Below are 20928 nucleotides of genomic sequence, written 5' to 3'. Positions count from 1 at the left end.
ACCAGCCTTTCAATGCGTTCTTGGTTGGGTACCCCAACTGGCGAATCGTGGCTCTGGCACGCAAGCCAAGCTTGATGTAAAGCTCAACTGCACGAATCCTGTCTGCGTATGAGTACATGAACTACCTCCTGGTAGTCCAAGTTTTTGTCCGCATCCCCGGCGGGTCAGTTATGCGTGGAAATTAACAGTTCATCAAGATGAGCCGTTTCACGCGATCCTCTCTCGTGAAAAGCACGCTCAGTGTGACGCTGTGATTACGCCAGAGATCATCCACGACTTGCGAAACACGCGGTGGTACTTGCCGACCATCAACGTCACGAGTAAGACTGCTCAAGCGCTCGCCGGCCAGCTATCCCCGTTGCTGCGACTCGCGAGCCAGATCATTCTCATTGACCCCTACTTCAAGGCCGAAAACCCTGAGTATCGAAACGTCCTTACAGCTCTACTACAAACGGCCCTGAACACACGAGCAACTGGCAGGGCAGCGCCTTCTGTAGTGCTCATCTCTGGCGTTGCGGATCGAGATCGAGCAGCCTCTGGCATGCCGCGCGCGGAGCAGCTGCTGAATGAGGCTAAGCACAGGTGTGGAATGGCATTGGAGCGGCTCGGTGCAGCTGTTCCAAAGGGGTTATGCATCACCTTTCAGTGTGCTGCTGCCTTTGCAGATGGCGATGAGCTACACAACCGCTACTTGCTGACGGACGTAGGTGGGGCGAGTCTTCCTGTGGGATGTCAGATAAAGTGAAAATTTGATGGTTGATTCATAAAGGTTTTTTCAATAATCATGTCATGAGGTGATGTAGATGTGACAGATAAAATGAAAAAATCCGGATTTTATGACACATAAAATGAAAATTTAGCTTTTTGATTGGCGCGAATGAAGTCGCTAGCTAACGATCTCTAGGAAGATTTCTTGTCGGGTCCTCCGGTTCGCGTAAATCACTGTGACTAAGATGCCGAAAAATTTACTGTGAAATAAATAAGTCAACCCAGCAAACACCTAAAAAAATTAAATTGAATTGTCTGTATTTCAGGAATTTTGTTGATGGTATCTGAAGGACGGTTCTGATATATAAAAAGAAAGGTTTGACGTTAGTGAATATTATTTAGAATTAATATGTTAGATGCACATTCAAGCGTGTTATTGAATAGCATTCAACAAATCACCATTTGCTAGCGACTATATACACAAGATAAATGGAACCATCAACCACTGCAATATCTCTGGTGCTAAAGAGCATCCTCTCCACTTTAGGGGGGGTGTTTAAAAGACTGTGGGAACCTGTAACTCAGTTCTTCTTTAAAGAGGCCTACAAAGTGTCTACGATTCACCGCTCTCATAGAGAGAGGAAAGCACTGTGTCAGAGCCAACTTGGCGAGTATCTTGCGTATAGCATCAACTGGCGAAAGGTGTTTCTGGGCAAGGAGCACAACATGTGTACCGTATGGGTCAAAGCGAAGGAGGGACAGTCTTTTAAGAGGGCGACACTTTGCGTAACCGCGACTCTTGAGAAGCTCCGCTATCAATCGATCATCGTTCTCTATGATTTACAGGAAATACCGACTGTCGCGGCCGTTCCAAGCGTCCCAATACGCCAGATTGAGGTGCGAGGCAATATGGTTTTGATACCTTACGATAGTGTTTTAGTTGAGTTGAAGGAATTGATAGATGCAAATGAAGAAAAAATTTATTTAAAAAACATAGTAAGTAATTGCCATCGTCCTTTTGATAACCTTGAAGTAGTGATGGGGCGTCGTAAGAGTGACGTATATCGGTGGGGTAAATGGTGGAACCTTGATTTATTGGAAAGTGAGAAGCACGAAATCCGCATAAGATATCATGGCATGGCATTTGATGCCAACTTTGAGGCGAAAAGGATTTCCTATGCGTGGAACTCATTGCTATTCCGGTTAACTCAGTGGAATTGGTTTCTTGAGGCTTGTTTCTGGTCGAAAAATCTTATGACAGCTAAACAGTTGATTAAATCAATTGAAAAAAATGAGTAGAAGTTATTGTTTTTAATAACGATAAAAAATGAAAATTCGATTTAAATAAATATTAGAAATTTCACATTATTGATAATTGCATTGGTCTATTGATTTCATCGTATTTTTGACGTCCTCTCGGTTAAGGAAATACTGCCTACAGCCATTGACGTGAGGCCCTGCTACTGGTTGAACGTTCAAGTGTTCGATTAATAATTTTGTCGACATGTGCATTTTCTTCCCGATCTCCACAGCAGAAACATAGGTGTTTTGAAAGTGCTCAATGCTTGCCTTGGCAATGCGGCGTGAATGGCTACTCGGCATACGGTGTTCATGAAGTAACCCACTTCGAACAAGCTCATATGCAACCTGTTCCTTGATGCCCAGTATCCGTGCTGCGGTGGCAATCGACATATCCTGCATGTGCGACTGTTCCCATTGCCTCAACCAAGCCCGCAGGCCGCGAACAGGGATGCGCATTGCGCCGAGTGGGATACCTTGAGGCTTTGCACCGACGCCTTCGACTTGATTTGCAGATAGTGCAGCTATCAACGCAGGGAAGGCTCCTACTGCAAGACGCCATCCCCTGAGGATCTGAACAATGGACACGGTGTCCTCACCCTCATTACGAGGCAGTGCTGCTGCAGCATTGAGCCTAACACTGCATCCCAACTGATCCAGTTCTTCACGGGACAGCAGCCAGGCGGAGCTTCCATGACTATTGGGACAGAGCCGAGGGTGAATAAGCCCCGCTTCAATCAGTTCGCGAATTCGATGCCGAGGGAGCGCAAGATGCTGTGAGGCAGATTTCAAAGAGATCCCATCGCTGGCGAGACTGGCTAAACGTTCTACAGCTGATGGTGGTAGCGTCCATGAATGTCGGCCATTGCTATGTGCAATCGAAGTTGCCTCAACTAGCCCGTTCAGATGCAGTTGCTTGATTCGAGTTGGAGACACACCGGCTGATGTGGCGGCCTCTCGAAGCGTAGTGCGTTGCGCACCTCTTTGGTTGGGCTTGATGCGCATGTTCCTTTGGCACACAAGTCCCCACCAATGTTCTTGGAGATATGTCTCGAATGCCTCCCGAAGGAAGGAAAACGCCTGATCAGACAGATCATCGTAGAGCCATCGATAGAGGTTTCCAAAAGTCCGAGAGATGCTGAACGATATGTCGCTATGGGCCTGTATTTTGGTCAGAAGAGCGTGAAATCCGCTGGGCCAATTAGCAAGCATTTGCGTGGCAAGCTGAATAGCTGAAATGGCCGTAGATAGATGCTGCAGTCCTGCTATCTGTCCCGTTTTCCCTTTGCGATCTGGTTCCAACAGCGTGGAAAAATGCTGGAGAAAACGAATCCACTGGTTCGGCGAGAGCTGCGGAAACATACCTGTGTTCGGCATGTTCAAGCTGGTGATAAAGGCTTGCTGAAATTTCAACAGCTCGCTGGGCGCGGTTTCGGTCTTACTCGCAGTCAATGACTGACCACAGGCGCAGCGCAGACGGTTGGATCGTTCAATTTTTTGCGTGCAGTGACAGCTCGGACAAGTGTCAGTTAAGTAGGTCCCATGATCTAGGCAGACCACGCAAAACTTGATAGCCCAGACGGAGCGTAGGTAGGGCGCCAACGACAAGCATTGCGGGCACCATCGAAATACGTCATGAAGGTAGTCTGCTTTGCACAATCCTGGGCATAGGTTGTCTTGGAAGCACCAGTAGCGCGGGTAAGGACCCCAGAGGCGTGTGTATTCGTTCTGCGAGAGCTGCAAAGCAGCTTGCAACGCAATTTGGGTGTGCATACCCTCGTTACATAGCGCTTTCCAGAGCTGGCGAGGTGTTTCGTAGCCGTTGGCAAATGCAACTCGCGCCAAGAAGCCGTGCGCCGATTCGTCGGCATATGGCCTGGGGCGAATGGGCAATGTCGTTCTCCCGCCGCGAGTGTTATCAATTGTGCCGAGTGGAGGCATTGGTTGCTCTCTCTGCACATGCCATAAGCTCACGTAAGTAGTCACGATGACCGAGAGAGATTCCGGAGAGTTGGCGACTGATCAACTCGAGAAAAGCGTCGGGAGAAAGCGAGTTCGCGAATGTTGGCATGGAGGGCCAAGTGATCGCGAGTCTTCGAAAATGGATAGCTGGAGCTGAGTGTTCAGCTGCGTTGATTAGGGCATTGATCAGCATCAAGCAGGTTAGCTCGTGAAACTGGTGGAAACCAAATAGAGTGTTCGTGTTAGCTGGTGTTGACTCATCCGACACGTCTATCCATTTGAACAAGCCTTTCCACCACTTCCATAGAGCGATCAGCTTGTGTTGCCGCTGTTCAAAACTGAGGGCTGGATTAAAAATCCATCGCTGGCAATTGACCGGCAGGAATTGATGGTTTTCAACTAAACAGCGCAATGAATCTTGCAACGTCGCTGGCAAGTTGTCATTGGTGGTTGATGCGTGGAGAAAGTTGCGGAGCTCCAAGGTCCTACTGTGCTCGTTTAGATACACAAACAAGTCCCTTCGGCTGCCGCGATGCCAGCGACTCACGATGCGTTCGAGCAGTGAGGCTAAGCCCATGGGCCAATCTTCTAAAGCTGATCCAAATCGCCAATGCTCAGAGGTTTTTTTGGAGACATTTTTTTCTGCCTCTCCACGTAGCAGGTCCACTAGCTTTCCTAGCCACGAAAGCACGTCGTAGGTTGAGAGGAGATCGTTGGCCAGACGGAACCTTCCTAACTCTTCGCCGTCCATTCCTGGGATGGTTAGATTGGCCGCTGCAGCGATGGCCATCGCTGTATTGGTCAAGCTTCGAGGTGCAGGAACCAACGGTTGTGATGTCAGCGCTTGGCCGCAGCGGCAGGTCCAGTTCGGCCCAACGTTATTCCAGGAAATGGGTTTTCCACATTGGCACTGGGTCGACAGCATGCATTTGTGAATCGGGCAGGCAAAAACCAACGGCAGGTCCCACAATGCAAGGTGAACTCCGGTGGTTCGCATGCACTCCGAACACAGCTGAAATCTGCGATTAATGGGCCTTTGCCAGTGTCGTTTTTGACGTTGTGCTTGTGCATGGGAGAAGGTGAATCGATCTTCTATCCACATGCGGCGATAGTCTTCAGGTGACTCTCCCATCACTTGGCAGACCAAAGACCAGGCGTCTAAACGGCTTTGAGAATTCTCTGAGCGATACACCGTTGCGACTGCATCGTGTAGCAGCTTCGGCATGCTGTATCCATTAGTTCCGAAGTGCCGACTGATGAAGCCAGCAAGGCTTTCGCCCGCTTGGCGTTTAGGTCGTACGGGAAAGAGGGACAGTTCATGCTGCATGTCGCTTTTTCCTATTTGGTAGATCCACCAAGGCCCCTCGTTCGAATGGCTCTCCAGCCCGGTCAAGTCTGCGGAAATCGAACGAGGGATTGAATGGGTTCAGGGCTCCAATACCCTCACGCCAGATCGCAGCAGTAAAGGCGGCTTCCAGTTCGGTCGGAGTGATGTGCTTTAGTTCTCGATCGAAGGCCAATCGAATTGCACCTAGCAATAGCGACTTCACGAAGGCGACACGGCCATCGGTTGCAGCATGTAGCCGATAGGCCAAGTCGTTCCAACTCATCTCTTCTTTGAAGAACGGGACGGGCAGCAAAGGGATCAATGAGGTAAACAGCTGGAGGCACTCGGATTCGATACTGCCTTCTGGATCTTGTCCTAAAGCCATTTGCAGGCGTCTCGTGAACCGGCGCCTTAGTTGCTCGTTAACTCTGAGTAGGTCTTCTACACGCGGTAAGCCGAGCAATACGGTCGGCACTTGCATGTTGTCCATCAAGCTTTTAAGCCAGTCGCCAACCATATATTGAGTGGGTGACTGACCACGATCCTGAATGTGGTTAGCTTCGTCGAACATCAAGAGCTCCACACTGCAAGCCTTTGCGAGAAATGTGGCGCGAGCAGTCTTGGCTGATGTGGTGCCGGTAGAGGGTGTCGGGTCTCCCAGTTGAGCCAGCATGACCTCTGCCACGCTGGCGATCGTGGCTGCTGGCGGAATTGGAACGATCAAGATGGGAACGATGTCACGCTCGGGAAGCGATGTGCGCGGATATCGGTCTGCCAACGCCTTGCACAAGGTGGTTTTGCCGGTCCCAGACTCTCCAGTCACTAACAAGTGCTGAGCAACACCCGTTTCGCGATACAGCAGCAGTAGGCGGTCGATTTCATTAAAGGCCGTCACAAACGGCGGAAAGTCCAAGTACTCGCTTGTGAAGCTCTGCAGGGCTTTAAATTCAATGAGTGCCATGTCATTGATCCTTGCGTTTGAATCGGAATGTCGGCAAGGAGGGCGGCACCTCATCATCGATTTGCAGCAGTTGCTTCTGATTGATTTTGGGGGATATGGGTGGACTGTTCTGGAGCTGCGCTTGTGGATGGTTACTGGTGATGCCCTGCAGCTTGGCAGCTCGTCGTCGTGTACGTTGCTTAGAGCTTCGCAGCAGGTTGTCGACCGTCGCTATCAGGTCGGATTTGGCCTTGTGCACGGTTTGTTGGCTTCCTGTTGCCTCAAATTTCTCGCGCATCTGCTGCTGGATCAGTTCATGCTGGACCAGCGTTAAACCATTGGCATAGCTTTGATCCAGTGCTAGTACCCGTATTGCCTCTTGCCGCTCTGGTGCCCAGACCTGGACAGCTCCCATATCCTCCGGGTCGTAGACGATTCTTAGCTTCACGCCAGGGCCCCAAGCTCTCATGATTGAATCAAGCTCCGGGCCGGCATAGCGAATTCCTTTGAGAGTGAGGCCGTCGCGCTGGAGCCTGCGCTCTTCGATCAAGCCAATGCGGCGTTGAAGATCATCGAGGCTGCCTGGTAGCTCTGGGGCTCTGTGCTTGAGTCCCTCATGCCACTTGAGCCAAGGACTGCTAGCAAGCCCTTTGTGATAGCTTTGTGCGTAGATGTCGAGCAGCCACTTTTCAAGCACATGCTTGAACTCAGCCATCGTCAGCACCGCATGTTTCTGAGGGTCGTATTCACCTCTATCTGCAAGTCGTGCAAGGCTGGTACCTGGCATTTGATGACACAACGAGAAATTCAGGGTTTTCAGAAAACGCTCGATTTTTCCCTTGTACCAAGGTTGCCGCTTCGGGCAGTAAAGGATGTAGATCCCAAGGTCCATGGCAGCGCCTTCTAGCGCGGTGCCATGGAACTCAAGTCCGTTATCCAATGCGAGGCAGTCCATCACACCGTAGCAAGGCCAAGCATGTTCTATATGCAGGCCCGGGATGACCTCTGTTACTGGTACTTTAGGGAGAATTGCATGTCGCAGCGCTCCCATTACGGCTGTGGCAGACGCTCCGCCGAAGTTGAGAAAGTACCCTAGGGGAAAGCGGCTGAAGCTATCGAGGAACAGTGTGAGGATGGGGCGTCCAAGAGGAAGCCCCGTGCGTTCGTCAATCAGAAACAGATCTAGCGGAGTATGGTCAGCTTCGACACGCTGCAATATGCCACCTACCTGCGGTGCAGCCTTGGCGACGCGATATCGACTCTCGGCGGCCCCTTTGCCTTCCTTGAGTAAGGTTTGGTCAAAGGCCGGTAGCTGTTTGAAAATTCGATAGCTGGTACGTAGTGCTGGTGCTAGCAGCTGTTCTTCAGGCAAAAGATGGTGATTTTCTGCCTGAACTTTCTTTGTGAAGCGCGTGTGGATTGAGGCAAGGCTTGCACCAGGGCTTGCATGGAATGCCTCTTCTGCAGCTTGAGCAAACAACGTCAACACCCGGTCTGACTGCCGTTGTGACCTGTTACCGCGTAGATCGTGACGCGGAACTAGAGTTCTTGTTTGCTTGGTTCCTCTAAATTTTCGGTGCCAGCGGTATACCGTAATCCATGAAGGTGGCTTGGGGTCGTTGATCCGTGCGGCAACAGCAGCAATGAGTGGCACAAGATTGCGCTCGGTAATTCCGTGTGTGCCAGTCTCGTCGATCGCTCGTACGTAGGAAAGGCGACGGCGTATTTCGTGCTGTGCTGGTTCAGGAAGCTCACCTAGAGACCGACTGTAGTGCGATGGCTCCATCCCATTATTCGCTGTAGCTTGGGCCGCTATTTCTCCAGCGGAGAACGCAACAAGCAGTTCAGCCTTTGAGCTTAGAACGATCTGGCCGTCGCTCAACCGCTCCAGGATCACCTGATCGTCAGCACCAATGCGTTCTATTCGGTGTGGGACGTCCGACCATTCAAAAGTCAAACCGGTCCGAAAGGCGAAACCATGCATCGTCGTTCTCCTTGACAAGGGTTAAGACTGAGTTCTCTGTGACGTTGGTACTTAGTTCGCACGTCAACAGTCCCATCATCAGGAGGCTGTAGGGGTCGAGGCCCACCTGTGACAATGAAGTAAGGGCCTCCCCCAATGGCAAAGGGAACAGAGCGCTCAGGCGTCTTAGTTCCAAAGAGCACTTCAGATAGCTGGGTAGGAGTCGTGGAGCCTGGTGATAGATCTGTCGAAGGTTGCTGAGCCTGGGCTGGGGTTGAAGCAATTTTTCTGTCAGCACGACGTACGATTGATTACGCCGTTCAAAGTGTTTGTTCACTTGAAGCAGCTTGTGCTTTGTACTGGGCTCTTCGGTGAATTTCTCAGGCTTGACCTCGATGTATATCGCACGGCCATTGGTCAGAAAGAGCTCGAAGTCTGGGGTGTACCGGCGCAAGCGTGAGCCATCCGCGTAATGGATGGTCTGGGGTTGCTCCGTGTAGCGAGCGATAAGAGGGGAGGTCTCGAAGTGGTATATCGCCGCCAACTCGAGCATTCCCTCGTGGTGAATCAGGCGGCCGTTTTTGCGACTAGGAAACTTGCCTCGAAGAATGCCCCCAGTGGGGCGAACAATGCTTCTGGCGCGCTGATGGACTATGCCATCCGGGGCACGGCCATTCCAGGTTCCGCGCCAAGTGACGAGTGTCATCGCGAATTCCAAAAAAGAGTCAGTCTTCCCTGCCACTTAGGGACATGGTCGGTATGCCTATATCTGGGCAATAAAATGCCCTTCCTCTGGTCAAAAACCTTTGGAATATGCAGTGGCGGGGTGGGAGTGCAGCTTGACGTGCCTATGGCGGCTCGCGATACTTTGCTTGCAACGGCGTCTCGCGAGAGTCGCGTAAGGGCGGATCAGGCCGAAAGGTTTGATTCGCTTTTACATTTGGGCCTCCAGGTTTCTGCGCCGCCGCAGTCGTTGCGTTGGTTCTAGCTCCTGCCGTCGAACAATGTCCGGCAGGTTTAGCAGCTCGCGTATGAGGCGTGCCTGTGCAGGATGCAAGCCATCCAGCCGCTGCCGCAATGCATCGAGCATCCAGTAGACATCTGGATGCGCATCAGGCTCGAGGACTAGCTTTCTTTCCGAGGCTTTGGCAGCGACTCGAAGCTCACACTCTTCGCTAGACGTTAGCGACAGTGTTCTGACCAGCTTATTGACGAACTCGATCGTTGGCGGACCTTTGAGTCCAACCTCCAAGGCGGAAATGTAGGTCTGGTCATACCCAATTAGCTCGGCCAACTCGTTCTGCCGAATGCCATGGCGCATCCGGAGTTCATGAAGTTGACGTGCAAAGGGGCTCATGAATCGCTGCAAGTAAAGTTCTTTGACTCGCAGCGTAAGTTAACTTTTATAGATTTGTCAATCTATAAGTTATTGATTTAAAAAGGGAAAGTGTTGACTGTCAACACGCTTAGCAGGCTTTCGCATGCGAAAGATATGCAGGCTTCTATCAAGCGCCGTTGACGAGCCCGATGACATGTCTAACGAGCGGCTTGCAGACGTTTCAAAGCATTGGTAAGATATTCTTACCTGTGGTAATGAGTATTTCGGAGGTTCAAAATGGATGCAGCGCTTATTCACTCGACTTTGGTAGACGTCCTGCAGAACATACAAGCAACGAGCGAACTCGAGTGTCCCGCACTTGGTGGCGGTACGAAACCCATCGAAGATTTGCCGAAGTTTGATAGCAAGATTTGGCCGGTTGCCATCGGTATGCTTGGGGCGAAGCTGGGAATTACCATTGCCAATGATGTGAATATCTTTCGTCAGGACGACTCCTGTATTGCACTGACGATTGATCAAATCGTGGCGAAGGTTGTTGCCCTCGCTGACGCCCAAGAAGCAGTTCAACCCAAGCAGGCGAATGCTCAATGACAGATAGCTCGGAAACCCAGCGTCTGGCAATCGCCGAACGCCTGCGAGAAGCTAGAAAAGCCGCAGGCCTGTCGCAAGGACAGGTGGCCAAGCTTTTGCAGATGCATCGACCGACGATTTCGGAGATCGAGGCCGGCAATCGTCGCGTTTCAGCGGAAGAGCTCTTGAAGTTCTCGGAAACCTACGACGTCACTGTTTCATGGCTACTCGGTGAGACGGCCGAACAGCTCGAAATGGATGATCCGCGGCTGCAGCTTGCAGCCCGTGAATTGAGCAAGCTTAAGTCGGACGACTTGGATCGACTACTACGGCTGCTTGCATCGATGCGCAACGCAGAGGCCGAAGGAGGGCACAAATGAGTGCCCAACCCTCAAACACATCGTTGGCAGAGCGAAAAGCACTCGTGATGCAGGGCATGCAGGCGTCCATCACTGCACGCATGAAGGCCGGCTTAGACCTCAAAAGTCCTGCCTGTATCTATGGCCTGTGCGAGGCGCACAACGTAGTCGTACGTTTCAATGACATCAATATGGAAGGCATGTACGACCGGACTTCGAAGCCGCGTATTCATGTTTCTGCCCTCAGACCTTTGGCAAGAAGAACTTTCACATGTGCGCATGAGCTGGGGCACCATGTTTTTGGTCATGGATCGACTATTGACGAATTGCGAGAAGATCAGGTTAATAGCGGTGACCGTCCTCCGAATGAGATCCTAGCAGATGCTTTCGCAGCCTTCACTCTGATGCCAACGCTTGGTTTGCGCGAGGCATTTGCAAAGCGCCACTTGGATCCGAACCGTGCTACAGCATTGGACATGTACGCCATCGCCTGTAACTTTGGTGTGGGTCAAGCGACGTTGGTAAATCATCTTGCATATGGGGTCAACATGATCAACCAGATGCAGCGTGATCGCCTAGGACGGATTACACCGAAGATGATTCGCACTGAACTATTGGGTGAAGTCGTCTCCACTCCACTTACGGTTGCAGATCTGCACTGGAACTCACCGACGCTTGATATTGAGCAGGATGCGCTGCTACTACTTCCATCAGGGGTGGTCGTGGACACGTCAATGTTGGCACCTGAGCGGGTGCTGGCCGGTGGGAGATTATTTCGTGCTGCCAAGTGCGGAATTACGCGAGTAGCAATTCCCGGTAATTCATGGGCGACCTATGTTCGTATCGCCAAGCGCCAGTACGTTGGCCTAGCTCGATTCCGCCACCTTGAGGATACTGCAGATGACTAAGCTTCCCCATTCGATTGGCCCTCTCCTCGTTGATGAGCCTGACATTTCGCGAGCTTGGGCTAAAGCAGTGCTTCATGTAATTGAGCACGCTGGGTCCGAGGTATCACCGCTAATTTTGAGTGTGCACGGTTTTGATGAAGGAAAAAAGATTCCTGAGACAGAGCCTATTCGTTTGGCTCTCGATAGGTTGCTTTCGAGGAAAGGTATACGCAGTGTGGACGATGTGGCATTTACGATTTTTCCGCAGCGCTTGTGGCAGCTAGCTCAGGGCGATCGGAAGGCATTGTTTCAGTATTACAAGGACGCTTTCCCTCGCTACCAAGCGATGAATGCTCGGGACAACCGTCGTGGCCTCTACTTCGAGCGAATGACTGGATATGGACGTGGCCCGTGTGATGGCAATCAGCTTGAGTGGATTCTGTCTCAATTTGAGGCGCGTGAGGGGGTACGCCGGTCTATGTTCCAAGCGAGCGTATTTGATCCTGAGCGAGACCATGTAGCAGACGCTCAACTTCAGTTTCCTTGCCTTCAGCATGTCAGCTTTGAGCCGACGAAGCAGGGCCTGGTTGTAAATGCCTTTTATGCGACACAGCAACTGTTTGTGAAGGCATATGGAAATTATCTTGGCATTGCCCAGTTAGGTGCTTTCATGGCCCACGAAATGAAGACCAAATTTCTGAGAATGAATGTTGTCGTTGGTGTCGCGAAGTTTGAACGCATTTCGAAGTCTGATGCAGAGCTTCAACCGTTGATAGATGCATGTCGTGGAAGTTTTGCTACACAGTCTCATGAGACAGCAAATACCGTAGTGCCTACCTCAGATTTAGAGATTGAAGCGTGAAAGTTGGAACCAAGAAAATAAGTCCTCCTACGCAGGACGATTCGACGATCGAGCCGTCTTCAATCATCGATTTGCCGCATTTGCTTCCAATCAAAGTAACGCCTGTTTTTGACACCTACTGGCGGTTTGCTGTGGAGCGACAGAGCGTATTCTTCCAAAGGCTTGAGGGGAAGCCCGCACCGTGGACTGAAGATCCTGTTATCTCAGTTCACAAGTTTACGAATGCGTATCGTGCATCAGATCGTGTGAGCCAGTACCTTATCAGGCACGTGATCTATCGCGATGACCTCCCTCAATCACCATCCGAGGTACTTTTCCGAACTTTACTGTTCAAATTGTTCAACAAGATCGAGACTTGGGAGTTGCTTGAGCACGCTTTTGGTGAGATCACGTTCAAGGACTACAGGTTCGACCAATATGACAAGGTTCTGAGCCAGGCGATGAAGGCCGGAGGACGAATCTACTCTGCAGCCTACATCATGCCACCAGGGGGGTCAGCCTTCGGATACGCAGCGAAACATCAGAACCACCTGCGCCTACTGGAGCGCATGATGGCTGATGACCTAGCGGGTCAATTAGCGAAGTTAAAAAAAATGCAGACCGCGTTCGAGCTACTCAGAAGCTACCCAACGATTGGAGACTTTCTCGCATATCAGTTCGTGACAGACATCAACTACAGCGAAGTCACCAATTTCTCCGAGATGGAATTCGTTATACCAGGACCCGGAGCTCGGGACGGCCTGAGAAAGTGCTTTAGAGCTAGCATTGGATTAAACGAAGCAGAGTTAATCCGATTGATGGTGGATAATCAGGAGCGTGAGTTTGAACGACTTGGTATCAAGTTCCAGTCGCTGTGGGGACGTCGACTGCAACTAATTGATTGCCAAAATCTTTTCTGCGAGGTTGATAAATATGCACGGGTTGCTCACCCTGATGTGGCTGGCATATCAGGACGGACTCGCATCAAACAAAAATTTTCTCCTACCGCTCCTTTGGCGTCGCCTTGGTATCCTCCTAAATGGGGCATCAATGCGAAAATTGAGGCCGATCTTTTGGGACGTGCTGAGCTGTTATTGAATAAGAACGTGCCGAATGGTGGGCCTACCCAGTCAACTTTGGATTTAGGAAGCTCGTAATGAACCTGAACACATACCAGCGTGAAGCACAGAAGACCGATCGTGTTCCTTTGGAACGGGAAATTGGAGATACGGGAGCCGATCTTGTTGTCCCATTGCTTGGGCTGGCAGGTGAAACAGGTGAGTTGTTGAGCGAGTACAAAAAGCACCTTCGAGATGGTGACTCTCATCTCCTATTTAAGGCTCGTGTATCTGAAGAATTGGGCGACTTGCTTTGGTACGTAGCGAATGTCGCTGCGAAGTTTGATCTTAAGCTTGAAGATGTTGCACAAGCAAACCTAAAAAAAACGCAGGGCCGCTGGGGTAACCAAGATACTGGGGCGCTGGTTTTCGATGCCGAATTCGACGAGAAAGAGCAGCTGCCACGTCGTTTCGAAGTCGAACTCAGCGAGGTTATCGTGAAGGGGCGCACGAAGATTCGAATGCGTGTAAATGGGAAGAAGATCGGTGACGATCTGACTGATAACGCGGACGACCCTGATGGCTATCGATTTCACGATGTCTTTCATCTGGGCTATGTCGCAGTACTTGGCTGGTCGCCGGTTATTCGTAAGCTGCTGAGGAGGAAGCGTAAGAGCAATCCTCAAGTAGATGAAGTGCAGGATGGCGGCAGAGCACAGGTCTTGGATGAAGGCGTTGCAGCACTGGTCTTTGACTACGCGAAGGAGCATCGGTGGCTCGAAGGCGTCACTGATTTGGACTATAAATTGCTGCGTACGGTCAAAGGTGTGACTTCGCTTCTGGAGGTTCGTGAGCGTTCTTTAGGTGAGTGGCAGCGTGCGATCTTGGCTGGATTCGCTGTTTGGAGGCAGGTTCTGGAAGCCGGTGGGGGGAGGATACTTGTCGATCAGGATGCGAAGAGCCTTACCTTTTTAGGCCCGCCAACGAAAGGAACTCGTAGGAGACCTGTTAACAGGCCTTGATTGCTGTTCGAACTAGGTAGTGACGGAGGCGCATATATGACCGAGGAGACGCAGATTTTGAATTTTCAAAACGTCTTGGCTCATGGAGTGGATGTTGTCGACACAGCAGAATTTGCTCGCCTTATAAATAGACAAGCTAGCGAATTTTTGGATCGTTACTTCACAGCCACGGAGCTGTTTTCAGCGGGCGTGGGTGGTGACAGAGTAGAGAAACTTGCGTCACGTTTTGCCGTTAAGGAGGCGGTGCTTAAAGCTCTTGGCACTGGGTGGGGTGACGGCATAGCATTTACAGATGTTGAGGTGGTTTCTCAATGGAGCGGTGCTCCGAGCATCGTGTTGCATCGGCGATTGGCGGCAATTGCAAGTGAACGAGGGGTCGTTCATTGGTTGGTTAGTGCCAGTCACACAAGCGGAATTTCCATAGCTAGTGTTATCGCCCTCACCTCTTCAATTCAGAATTGACTGGGTGCTCATTGTTTGGGTCAGTCGGAGTTAGTCACCATGTATTCATGGTGCATGGCCGATCCAAATGGACACTTCAAGTCGGCTGACAGTGGTGAAATATTGTGTGTCTCTGGTTTTTTAGGCGTCGGTTTAGAAATTTGCAGATAAGTCCTTTGATACAAAGAGGCCTATTCTTCATCTTCTAACAAGGGCTTTTCTAGATCTACTTTGACGTCCTGCACCAGCATTTTGCTGCGTTTCATGACTTCTGCTTCAAAGCTTTGCAGGTGCTCGGGGTGAGAGCAGATGTCTTGTGCCAAAACCTCTAAAAGTTGCTGCTCAAGATTCAAACTAGGCTCTACGGAGGCAACCGCACGAGTAAGAATCACCTCGCCGTTGGAACGGATTTCGTAGCTAACTTTGTCGCGCTTATTCAAGCGTAGAACTCGTCGCACTGAGGCGGGAATTGTGGTTTGGTAGCGTTCAGTCAGCGTGGACTCGACTCTAGGTGGGGTTGGCAAGATCAACTCTCCAATTTGCTTGATCACATAGTAAGCCGGCTGTCTTGCTTACTCAAGGCTTAAAGCTAAAGGCGTAGAGACTTCAGCGTGAGAGTCAGCCGGTGCCGTTGGGTTCCAAAAGCCCAAGAAAAAAGGCCTATCTCGAGTTCGAGATAGGCCTTTTTCAACTTGCTGGATTTTTTCAATAACTGAGGCAGAAAATTTTCACTAACTTGGCACAGTTTTCACTTTATCTGTCATCCGACAACCTACAACATCAAACGTCGATATTCCCCGCGCGCAACGCGTTGTCTTCGATGAAGTTGCGGCGCGGTTCGACCTCGTCGCCCATGAGCATGGTGAAGACGCGGTCGGCTTCAATGGCGTCGCCGATCTTGACCTGCAGCAGGCTGCGGACGTTGGGGTCCATGGTGGTTTCCCAGAGCTGCTCGGGGTTCATTTCACCCAGACCCTTGTAGCGCTGGCGACCCGTGGTGCGCTCGGCTTCGGAGATCAGCCAGGCCATGGCCTGACGGAAGTCGCCGACCTTTTCGGTCTTGGCCTTCTCGCCTTCGCCGCGCGTGACCTTGGCGCCTTCGCCCAGCAGGCCGACGAAGTTCTGCGCTTCGTCGGACAGGGCGGCGTAGTCATGGCTGCGCACGAACTCCTGGGTCAGGATGGAGCTCTTGATATTGCCGTGGTGATGGCGGCTGATGCGCAGGATGGGGTGCTCGCTGTTGGGGTCGATCTCGGCCGTCACATCGGCGGGAACGCCGGTGGTGGTCAGCTCGCGCAGCTTGGCTTCGAGAATCGGGGCGCACTCCTGGGCTTCCTCGATGGTGTCGAGCTTGATCTGCACGCCGTCGGCAATGGCGCGCAGGGCTTCGGCATCCATGAAGTTGGACAGGCGCTCGATGACGGTTTCGGCGGCCAGGTGCATGTTGGCCAGCTTGGCCAGTTCTTCGCCTTCGACGGTGCGCGGATTGTCGCCGCCGGTGTTCACGCTGGCATGGTTCAGCGCGATCTTGAGCAGGTATTTGTTGAGGGCCGGGCCGTCTTTGAGGTAGAGCTCTTCCTTGCCGTTCTTGACCTTGTACAGCGGCGGCTGGGCGATGTAGATATGGCCGCGCTCGACCAGATCGGGCATCTGGCGGTAGAAGAAGGTCAGCAGCAGGGTACGGATGTGGGCGCCGTCCACGTCCGCGTCGGTCATGATGATGATGCGGTGGTAGCGCAGCTTGTCGGGGTTGTAGTCGTCGCTGCTGCTCTTGCCCGAGTCTTCGCTGACCTTGCCGATGCCGGTGCCCAGGGCCGTGATCAGGGTGATGATTTCCTGGCTGGACAGCAGCTTTTCGTAGCGGGCCTTTTCCACGTTCAGGATCTTGCCGCGCAGCGGCAGGATGGCCTGGAACTTGCGATCGCGACCCTGCTTGGCGGAGCCGCCGGCGGAGTCACCCTCGACGATGTAGATTTCGCACAGCGCAGGATCTTTTTCCTGGCAGTCGGCCAGCTTGCCGGGCAGGCCCATGCCGTCTAGCACGCCCTTGCGGCGCGTCATTTCGCGGGCCTTGCGCGCGGCTTCACGGGCACGCGCGGCCTCGATGATCTTGCCGCAGAGGATCTTGGCGTCGTTGGGGTTTTCTTCGAGGAAGTCGGTCAGGCTCTTGGCCACGATGTCTTCCACGGGCGCGCGCACTTCCGAGCTGACCAGCTTGTCCTTGGTCTGGCTGGAGAACTTGGGCTCGGGCACCTTGACGCTGAGCACGGCGCACAGGCCTTCGCGCATGTCGTCGCCGGAGACTTCGACCTTGGCCTTCTTGGCCATTTCGTTGTCGGCGATGTATTTGCCGATCACGCGGGTCATGGCCGCGCGCAGGCCGGTCAGGTGGGTGCCGCCGTCACGCTGGGGAATGTTGTTGGTGAAGCACAGCACCTGCTCGGCATAGCTGTCGTTCCACTGCATGGACACTTCGACACCGATTTCGGTGCCGGGAATGCCGCCATAGGTTTCCGCAGGGCGCGAGCCGTTGGCATGGAAGGTGGTGGGGTGCAGCACCTTCTTGGTGCCGTTGATGAACTGCACAAAGCCCTTGACGCCGCCGGCGCCCGAGAAGTCGTCTTCCTTGCCGTCGCGCTCGTCCTTGAGCCGGATGCGCACGCCGTTGTTCAGGAAGGACAGCTCGCGCAGGCGCTTGGCCAGAATCTCGTAGCGGAACTCGAAGTTCTCCTTGAAGATTTCCTGGTCGGGCAGAAAGTGCACCTTGGTGCCGCGCTTGTCGCTGGCACCGACCACGCGCATGGGCGAGACTTCGGCGCCGTCCACGACTTCGATCAAACGGTTTTGCACAAAGCCGCGCGAGAAGTCGATCTCGTGGCGTCGGCCGTCGCGGCTGACGGTGAGCTTGAGCCAGACGGACAGCGCGTTCACGCAGGACACGCCCACGCCGTGCAGGCCGCCCGAGACCTTGTAGCTGTTCTGGTTGAACTTGCCGCCGGCGTGCAGCTCGGTCAGGGCGATTTCGGCAGCCGAGCGCTTGGGCTCGTGCTTGTCGTCCATCTTCACGCCGGTGGGAATGCCGCGGCCGTTGTCGATGACGGACAGCGAGCCGTCGGCATGGATGGTGACCAGAATGTCGTCGCAGTAGCCGGCCAGCGCTTCGTCGATGGAGTTGTCCACGACCTCGAAGACCAGGTGGTGCAGACCGGTGCCGTCCGAGGTGTCACCGATGTACATGCCTGGGCGCTTGCGCACGGCTTCCAGGCCTTCCAGGATCTGGATTGCGCCTTCGCCATAGCCGCCTGCATCTGCGGCGGTCTGGGTGTCTGGCTTGTTCTCTTCGGTCATGAAATTACCTTGCTGCTACAAGGTCAGGAGCTGTTGGCGCCTGACCTGCATAACTTTCAAATGAATACTTGCCTGAAATCATTACAGGACGAGCGGTAGCTGCTCCTGTTATTTCAGGCAATGAAATGGCTGGCTGCGTTCGGTCCACTCAGATGCGCATGGGCATCACGACGTACTTGAAGCTTTCGTTCTCGGGGATGGTGACCAGCGCCGAGCTGTTGCCGTCCTGCAGATCGATCTTGACCATGTCCTGGCTCATATTGGTGAGCACATCGATCAGGTAGGTCACGTTGAAGCCGATCTCGATGGTGTCGCCACCGTAGTCGATGTCGAGTTCGTCCATGGCCTCTTCCTGCTCGGCGTTGTTGGACGCCACGCGCAGCGTGCCAGGCTCGACCGACAGGCGCACGCCCTTGAACTTGTCGCTGGTCATGATGGCCGTGCGCTGCAGCGATGCCAGCAGCGGGGCGCGGCCCAGGGTCACGCTGTTGGTGTGGTTGCGCGGGATGACGCGGTTGTAGTCGGGGAACTTGCCTTCGACCAGCTTGGTCACGAACTCCATGCCGCCAAAGGTGAACTTGGCCTGGTTGTTGGCAAACTGCATCTCGATGACGGGCTGGTTCTCGCCGCTGGCGTCCGACAGCAGGCGCTGCAGCTCCAGCACGGTCTTGCGCGGCAGAATCACTTCCTGCTTGATGGGCACTTCCACATCCAGCGTGGCGCTGGCCCAGGCCAGACGGTGGCCGTCGGTGGCCACCAGGCTCAGGGTGTTGCCTTCGGCGACGAACAGAATGCCGTTCAGGTAGTAGCGGATGTCCTGCACGGCCATGGCAAAGGAGACCTGGCCCAGCAGGTCCTTGAGCACCTTCTGCGGCACGCTGAAAGCGGGGCCGAAGGCCGCCGATTCCTGCACCAGCGGGAAGTCTTCGGCGGGCAGGGTCTGCAGCGTGAAGCGACTCTTGCCGCCTTTCAGAATCATCTTGGACTGCTGCGTCTCCAGGCTCACGGTCTGGTCGCCGGGCATGGTCTTCAGGATGTCGATCAGCTTGCGGGCACCGATGGTGGTGGTGAAGTCGCCGGCGTCGCCGCCCAGCTCGGCCGTGGTGCGGATCTGGATTTCCAGGTCGCTGGTTGTCAGCTGCAGCGCATTGCCGGTCTTCTTGATCAGCACATTGGCCAGAATGGGCAGCGTGTGGCGGCGCTCGACAATGCCGGCCACCGATTGCAGGACCGCGAGAACTTTGTCTTGTGTGGCTTTCAGGACGATCATGTCAACCTCAGTGATTTAAGTGCGCATTTGTTTTGACGCGGCGGCGTCCGCAGGGCAGGGCGGACGCTCCCTCATGCCGCGTGAATTCCCCATTTTGCCCTGTGTGAGTGACATTCATGGGGGAGTTTTCATCAACCCTTGAGCGTTTGTTCCAGCACATGCAGCTGCTGGTTCAACTCGGTGTTGGTCTGGCGCTCGCCCGCAATCTTGCGTACGGCGTGCAGCACCGTGGTGTGGTCGCGGCCGCCAAACAGCTCGCCGATCTCGGGCAGGCTTTTCTGCGTCAGCTCCTTGGCCAGGTACATCGCAATCTGGCGCGGTCGGGCAATGCTGGCCGGGCGCTTCTTGCTGTACATGTCGGCCACCTTGATCTTGTAGTAGTCAGCCACCGTCTTCTGGATGTTTTCCACAGAAATCTGGCGGTTCTGAATACTGAGCAGATCGCGCAGCGCCTCGCGGGCCAGCTGGATCGACACTTCCTTCTGGTTGAAGCGCGAATAGGCCAGGATCTTGCGCAGCGCGCCTTCGAGTTCACGCACGTTGGAGCGCACGTTCTTGGCCACGAAGAAGGCGACCTCTTCGGGCATGTCGGCGTTCTCGGCACGGGCCTTGTTGATCAGAATCGCCACGCGCATTTCCAGCTCGGGCGGCTCGATGGCCACCGTCAGGCCGGAGTCGAAGCGCGAGACCAGGCGCTCGTGAATATTGGCCAGACCCTTGGGATAGGTGTCGGACGTCATCACGATATGGCTCTTCTTGGCCAGCAGGGCCTCGAAGGCATTGAAGAACTCTTCCTGCGTACGGTCCTTGTTGGCGAAGAACTGCACATCGTCGATCAGCAGCAGATCGAGCGAGTGGTAGCGTTCCTTGAACTCGTCGAAGGTGCGGCGCTGGTAGGCCTTGACCACATCCGAGACGAACTGCTCGGCGTGGATGTAGAGAATCTTGGCGTCGGGCTTGTCCTTGAGCAGCTGGTTACCCACAGCATGCACCAGGTGGGTCTTACCGAGACCGACACCGCCGTAGATGAACAGCGGGTTGTAGAGATGACCGGGCGAGCCTGCCACATGCATGGCGGCCGAGCGCGCCATGCGGTTGGCCGTACCTTCGACCAGCGTCTCGAAGGTGAGGGCCGGGTTCAACCGGGTGCGGAAAACCGGTGCGCTGGCCTCTTCGCTGGTGACGGTGGGCACAGCGACATTGTGCGTCTGCGGCGCAGCCTGCTGTGTTGACGACGGAGGGCGCACATAAGTACGGACAACGCTTTCCCGCTGAGCAAGTGCCAACTCAAGAGTGACGGGTTGGCCGTAGAGCGACTCCAGCATGGCCGAGATGCGGCCCGCATACTGGGCACGGATCCAGTCCAGCTTGAAGCGGTTGGCCACATAGACGGTGACCTTGGAAAAATCTTCTGCAACGAGTGCCGTCAGCGGCTTGATCCAGGTGTTGAATTGCTGCTCTGGCAGCTCCTGACCCAGTTGCTCAACGCAGACCTGCCACAGGGCCTGGCCTGCATCATTGGTTGGTTCCTCTGTCATTGTCAAAAGTCTAATTGTGGATAGGAGGAACAGTTGCGGGGTTGGTATTGTAGCTT

Annotated in this window: 18 protein-coding genes and 1 pseudogene; 8 read left to right on the top strand and 11 right to left on the bottom strand. The window is 53.6% G+C overall.

What is annotated here, in order from left to right; all coding sequences use genetic code 11:
* Positions 1-1197 precede the first annotated feature (1197 nt).
* Entirely contained in the window at positions 1198-2007 is an 810-nt protein-coding gene (locus tag FSY45_RS22975; RefSeq protein ID WP_148748400.1) for a hypothetical protein, read from the top strand.
* 66 nt (positions 2008-2073) lie between these two features.
* Here FSY45_RS22975 and FSY45_RS22970 read toward each other — a convergent pair whose 3' ends face one another.
* From FSY45_RS22970 to FSY45_RS22945, 7 genes and pseudogenes are all read right to left on the bottom strand, one after another.
* Positions 2074-3420 carry a helix-turn-helix domain-containing protein gene (locus tag FSY45_RS22970; RefSeq protein ID WP_255443408.1) on the bottom strand — a complete coding sequence of 449 codons (1347 nt, stop codon included), beginning with the start codon at positions 3418-3420 and terminating at the stop codon, positions 2074-2076.
* Between the two features lie 129 nt (positions 3421-3549).
* Positions 3550-3948 (bottom strand): annotated as a pseudogene (locus FSY45_RS28520) (TniQ family protein); the annotation flags it as partial.
* Positions 3926-5296, bottom strand: a complete 1371-nt coding sequence (locus tag FSY45_RS22965) for a TniQ family protein (RefSeq protein WP_148748398.1) — start codon at positions 5294-5296, stop codon at positions 3926-3928. The pseudogene FSY45_RS28520 and the gene FSY45_RS22965, both read right to left, overlap by 23 nt.
* Complete coding sequence (locus FSY45_RS22960; protein WP_063662513.1) at positions 5286-6257, bottom strand: TniB family NTP-binding protein; 972 nt, start codon at positions 6255-6257, stop codon at positions 5286-5288. Before FSY45_RS22960 ends, FSY45_RS22965 begins: the two co-directional genes overlap by 11 nt.
* Position 6258: 1 nt before the next feature.
* A complete protein-coding gene (locus tag FSY45_RS22955; RefSeq protein ID WP_148748397.1) occupies positions 6259-8220 on the bottom strand; it encodes a Mu transposase C-terminal domain-containing protein in 1962 nt (653 codons plus the stop codon).
* Positions 8183-8905 carry a TnsA endonuclease N-terminal domain-containing protein gene (locus FSY45_RS22950; protein WP_148748396.1) on the bottom strand — a complete coding sequence of 241 codons (723 nt, stop codon included), beginning with the start codon at positions 8903-8905 and terminating at the stop codon, positions 8183-8185. Before FSY45_RS22950 ends, FSY45_RS22955 begins: the two co-directional genes overlap by 38 nt.
* 228 nt (positions 8906-9133) lie before the next feature.
* Positions 9134-9556: a helix-turn-helix transcriptional regulator gene (locus FSY45_RS22945; protein ID WP_148748395.1), complete on the bottom strand. Its 423-nt coding sequence runs from the start codon at positions 9554-9556 to the stop codon at positions 9134-9136.
* A 258-nt stretch (positions 9557-9814) separates the two neighbouring features.
* Between FSY45_RS22945 and FSY45_RS22940 the strand changes: the two genes are divergently transcribed.
* From FSY45_RS22940 to acpS, 7 genes are read left to right on the top strand one after another with little or no spacing between them, the layout of a single operon-like run.
* Positions 9815-10129, top strand: coding sequence for a hypothetical protein (locus FSY45_RS22940; RefSeq protein WP_148748394.1), 315 nt, complete (start codon positions 9815-9817; stop codon positions 10127-10129).
* Complete coding sequence (locus FSY45_RS22935; protein WP_148748393.1) at positions 10126-10488, top strand: helix-turn-helix domain-containing protein; 363 nt, start codon at positions 10126-10128, stop codon at positions 10486-10488. The genes FSY45_RS22940 and FSY45_RS22935 overlap by 4 nt, the downstream gene beginning before the upstream one ends.
* Positions 10485-11375, top strand: coding sequence for an ImmA/IrrE family metallo-endopeptidase (locus FSY45_RS22930; RefSeq protein WP_148748392.1), 891 nt, complete (start codon positions 10485-10487; stop codon positions 11373-11375). Before FSY45_RS22935 ends, FSY45_RS22930 begins: the two co-directional genes overlap by 4 nt.
* Complete coding sequence (locus FSY45_RS22925) at positions 11368-12216, top strand: thymidylate synthase (RefSeq protein WP_187427595.1); 849 nt, start codon at positions 11368-11370, stop codon at positions 12214-12216. The genes FSY45_RS22930 and FSY45_RS22925 overlap by 8 nt, the downstream gene beginning before the upstream one ends.
* Positions 12213-13352 (top strand): nucleotide kinase domain-containing protein, encoded by a 1140-nt coding sequence (locus FSY45_RS22920; RefSeq protein WP_255443407.1) that lies wholly within the window; start codon positions 12213-12215, stop codon positions 13350-13352. The genes FSY45_RS22925 and FSY45_RS22920 overlap by 4 nt, the downstream gene beginning before the upstream one ends.
* The gene (locus FSY45_RS22915) at positions 13352-14275 is read left to right on the top strand and encodes a nucleoside triphosphate pyrophosphohydrolase family protein (protein WP_148748391.1); all 924 of its coding nucleotides are present in this window, start codon (positions 13352-13354) and stop codon (positions 14273-14275) included. The genes FSY45_RS22920 and FSY45_RS22915 overlap by 1 nt, the downstream gene beginning before the upstream one ends.
* A 36-nt stretch (positions 14276-14311) precedes the next feature.
* Complete coding sequence (acpS, locus tag FSY45_RS22910) at positions 14312-14737, top strand: holo-ACP synthase (RefSeq protein WP_148748390.1); 426 nt, start codon at positions 14312-14314, stop codon at positions 14735-14737.
* Between the two features lie 170 nt (positions 14738-14907).
* Here the strand turns inward: acpS and FSY45_RS22905 are convergent, their stop codons facing one another.
* From FSY45_RS22905 to dnaA, 4 genes are all read right to left on the bottom strand, one after another.
* A complete protein-coding gene (locus FSY45_RS22905; protein WP_255443406.1) occupies positions 14908-15267 on the bottom strand; it encodes a type II toxin-antitoxin system PrlF family antitoxin in 360 nt (119 codons plus the stop codon).
* 229 nt (positions 15268-15496) lie between these two features.
* Complete coding sequence (gene gyrB / locus FSY45_RS22900; protein ID WP_012836528.1) at positions 15497-18064, bottom strand: DNA topoisomerase (ATP-hydrolyzing) subunit B; 2568 nt, start codon at positions 18062-18064, stop codon at positions 15497-15499.
* A gap of 148 nt (positions 18065-18212) precedes the next feature.
* On the bottom strand, positions 18213-19334 hold the full coding sequence (gene dnaN / locus FSY45_RS22895; RefSeq protein WP_003064798.1) for a DNA polymerase III subunit beta: 1122 nt from the start codon (positions 19332-19334) through the stop codon (positions 18213-18215).
* Positions 19335-19465: 131 nt separating this feature from the next.
* On the bottom strand, positions 19466-20872 hold the full coding sequence (gene dnaA / locus FSY45_RS22890; RefSeq protein WP_003064795.1) for a chromosomal replication initiator protein DnaA: 1407 nt from the start codon (positions 20870-20872) through the stop codon (positions 19466-19468).
* Between the last annotated feature and the right edge of the window lie 56 nt (positions 20873-20928).

Origin of the sequence: Comamonas sp. Z1 (assembly GCF_008121555.1) — a bacterium.
Classification (GTDB): Bacteria; Pseudomonadota; Gammaproteobacteria; order Burkholderiales; family Burkholderiaceae_C; genus Comamonas; species Comamonas thiooxydans.
Note: the sequence above shows the minus strand (reverse complement) of the source record. Positions and strands in the feature narration are given on the sequence as shown.

What these genes read in the sequence shown, in the direction of transcription:
- FSY45_RS22975 (WP_148748400.1), top strand. Translation starts at nt 1,198, where the DNA reads ATGGAACCATCAACCACTGCAATATCTCTGGTGCTAAAGAGCATCCTC.
- FSY45_RS22965 (WP_148748398.1), bottom strand. Translation starts at nt 5,296, where the DNA reads ATGCAGCATGAACTGTCCCTCTTTCCCGTACGACCTAAACGCCAAGCG.
- FSY45_RS22960 (WP_063662513.1), bottom strand. Translation starts at nt 6,257, where the DNA reads ATGGCACTCATTGAATTTAAAGCCCTGCAGAGCTTCACAAGCGAGTAC.
- FSY45_RS22955 (WP_148748397.1), bottom strand. Translation starts at nt 8,220, where the DNA reads ATGCATGGTTTCGCCTTTCGGACCGGTTTGACTTTTGAATGGTCGGAC.
- FSY45_RS22950 (WP_148748396.1), bottom strand. Translation starts at nt 8,905, where the DNA reads ATGACACTCGTCACTTGGCGCGGAACCTGGAATGGCCGTGCCCCGGAT.
- FSY45_RS22945 (WP_148748395.1), bottom strand. Translation starts at nt 9,556, where the DNA reads ATGAGCCCCTTTGCACGTCAACTTCATGAACTCCGGATGCGCCATGGC.
- FSY45_RS22940 (WP_148748394.1), top strand. Translation starts at nt 9,815, where the DNA reads ATGGATGCAGCGCTTATTCACTCGACTTTGGTAGACGTCCTGCAGAAC.
- FSY45_RS22935 (WP_148748393.1), top strand. Translation starts at nt 10,126, where the DNA reads ATGACAGATAGCTCGGAAACCCAGCGTCTGGCAATCGCCGAACGCCTG.
- FSY45_RS22930 (WP_148748392.1), top strand. Translation starts at nt 10,485, where the DNA reads ATGAGTGCCCAACCCTCAAACACATCGTTGGCAGAGCGAAAAGCACTC.
- FSY45_RS22925 (WP_187427595.1), top strand. Translation starts at nt 11,368, where the DNA reads ATGACTAAGCTTCCCCATTCGATTGGCCCTCTCCTCGTTGATGAGCCT.
- FSY45_RS22915 (WP_148748391.1), top strand. Translation starts at nt 13,352, where the DNA reads ATGAACCTGAACACATACCAGCGTGAAGCACAGAAGACCGATCGTGTT.
- acpS (WP_148748390.1), top strand. Translation starts at nt 14,312, where the DNA reads ATGACCGAGGAGACGCAGATTTTGAATTTTCAAAACGTCTTGGCTCAT.
- gyrB (WP_012836528.1), bottom strand. Translation starts at nt 18,064, where the DNA reads ATGACCGAAGAGAACAAGCCAGACACCCAGACCGCCGCAGATGCAGGC.
- dnaN (WP_003064798.1), bottom strand. Translation starts at nt 19,334, where the DNA reads ATGATCGTCCTGAAAGCCACACAAGACAAAGTTCTCGCGGTCCTGCAA.
- dnaA (WP_003064795.1), bottom strand. Translation starts at nt 20,872, where the DNA reads ATGACAGAGGAACCAACCAATGATGCAGGCCAGGCCCTGTGGCAGGTC.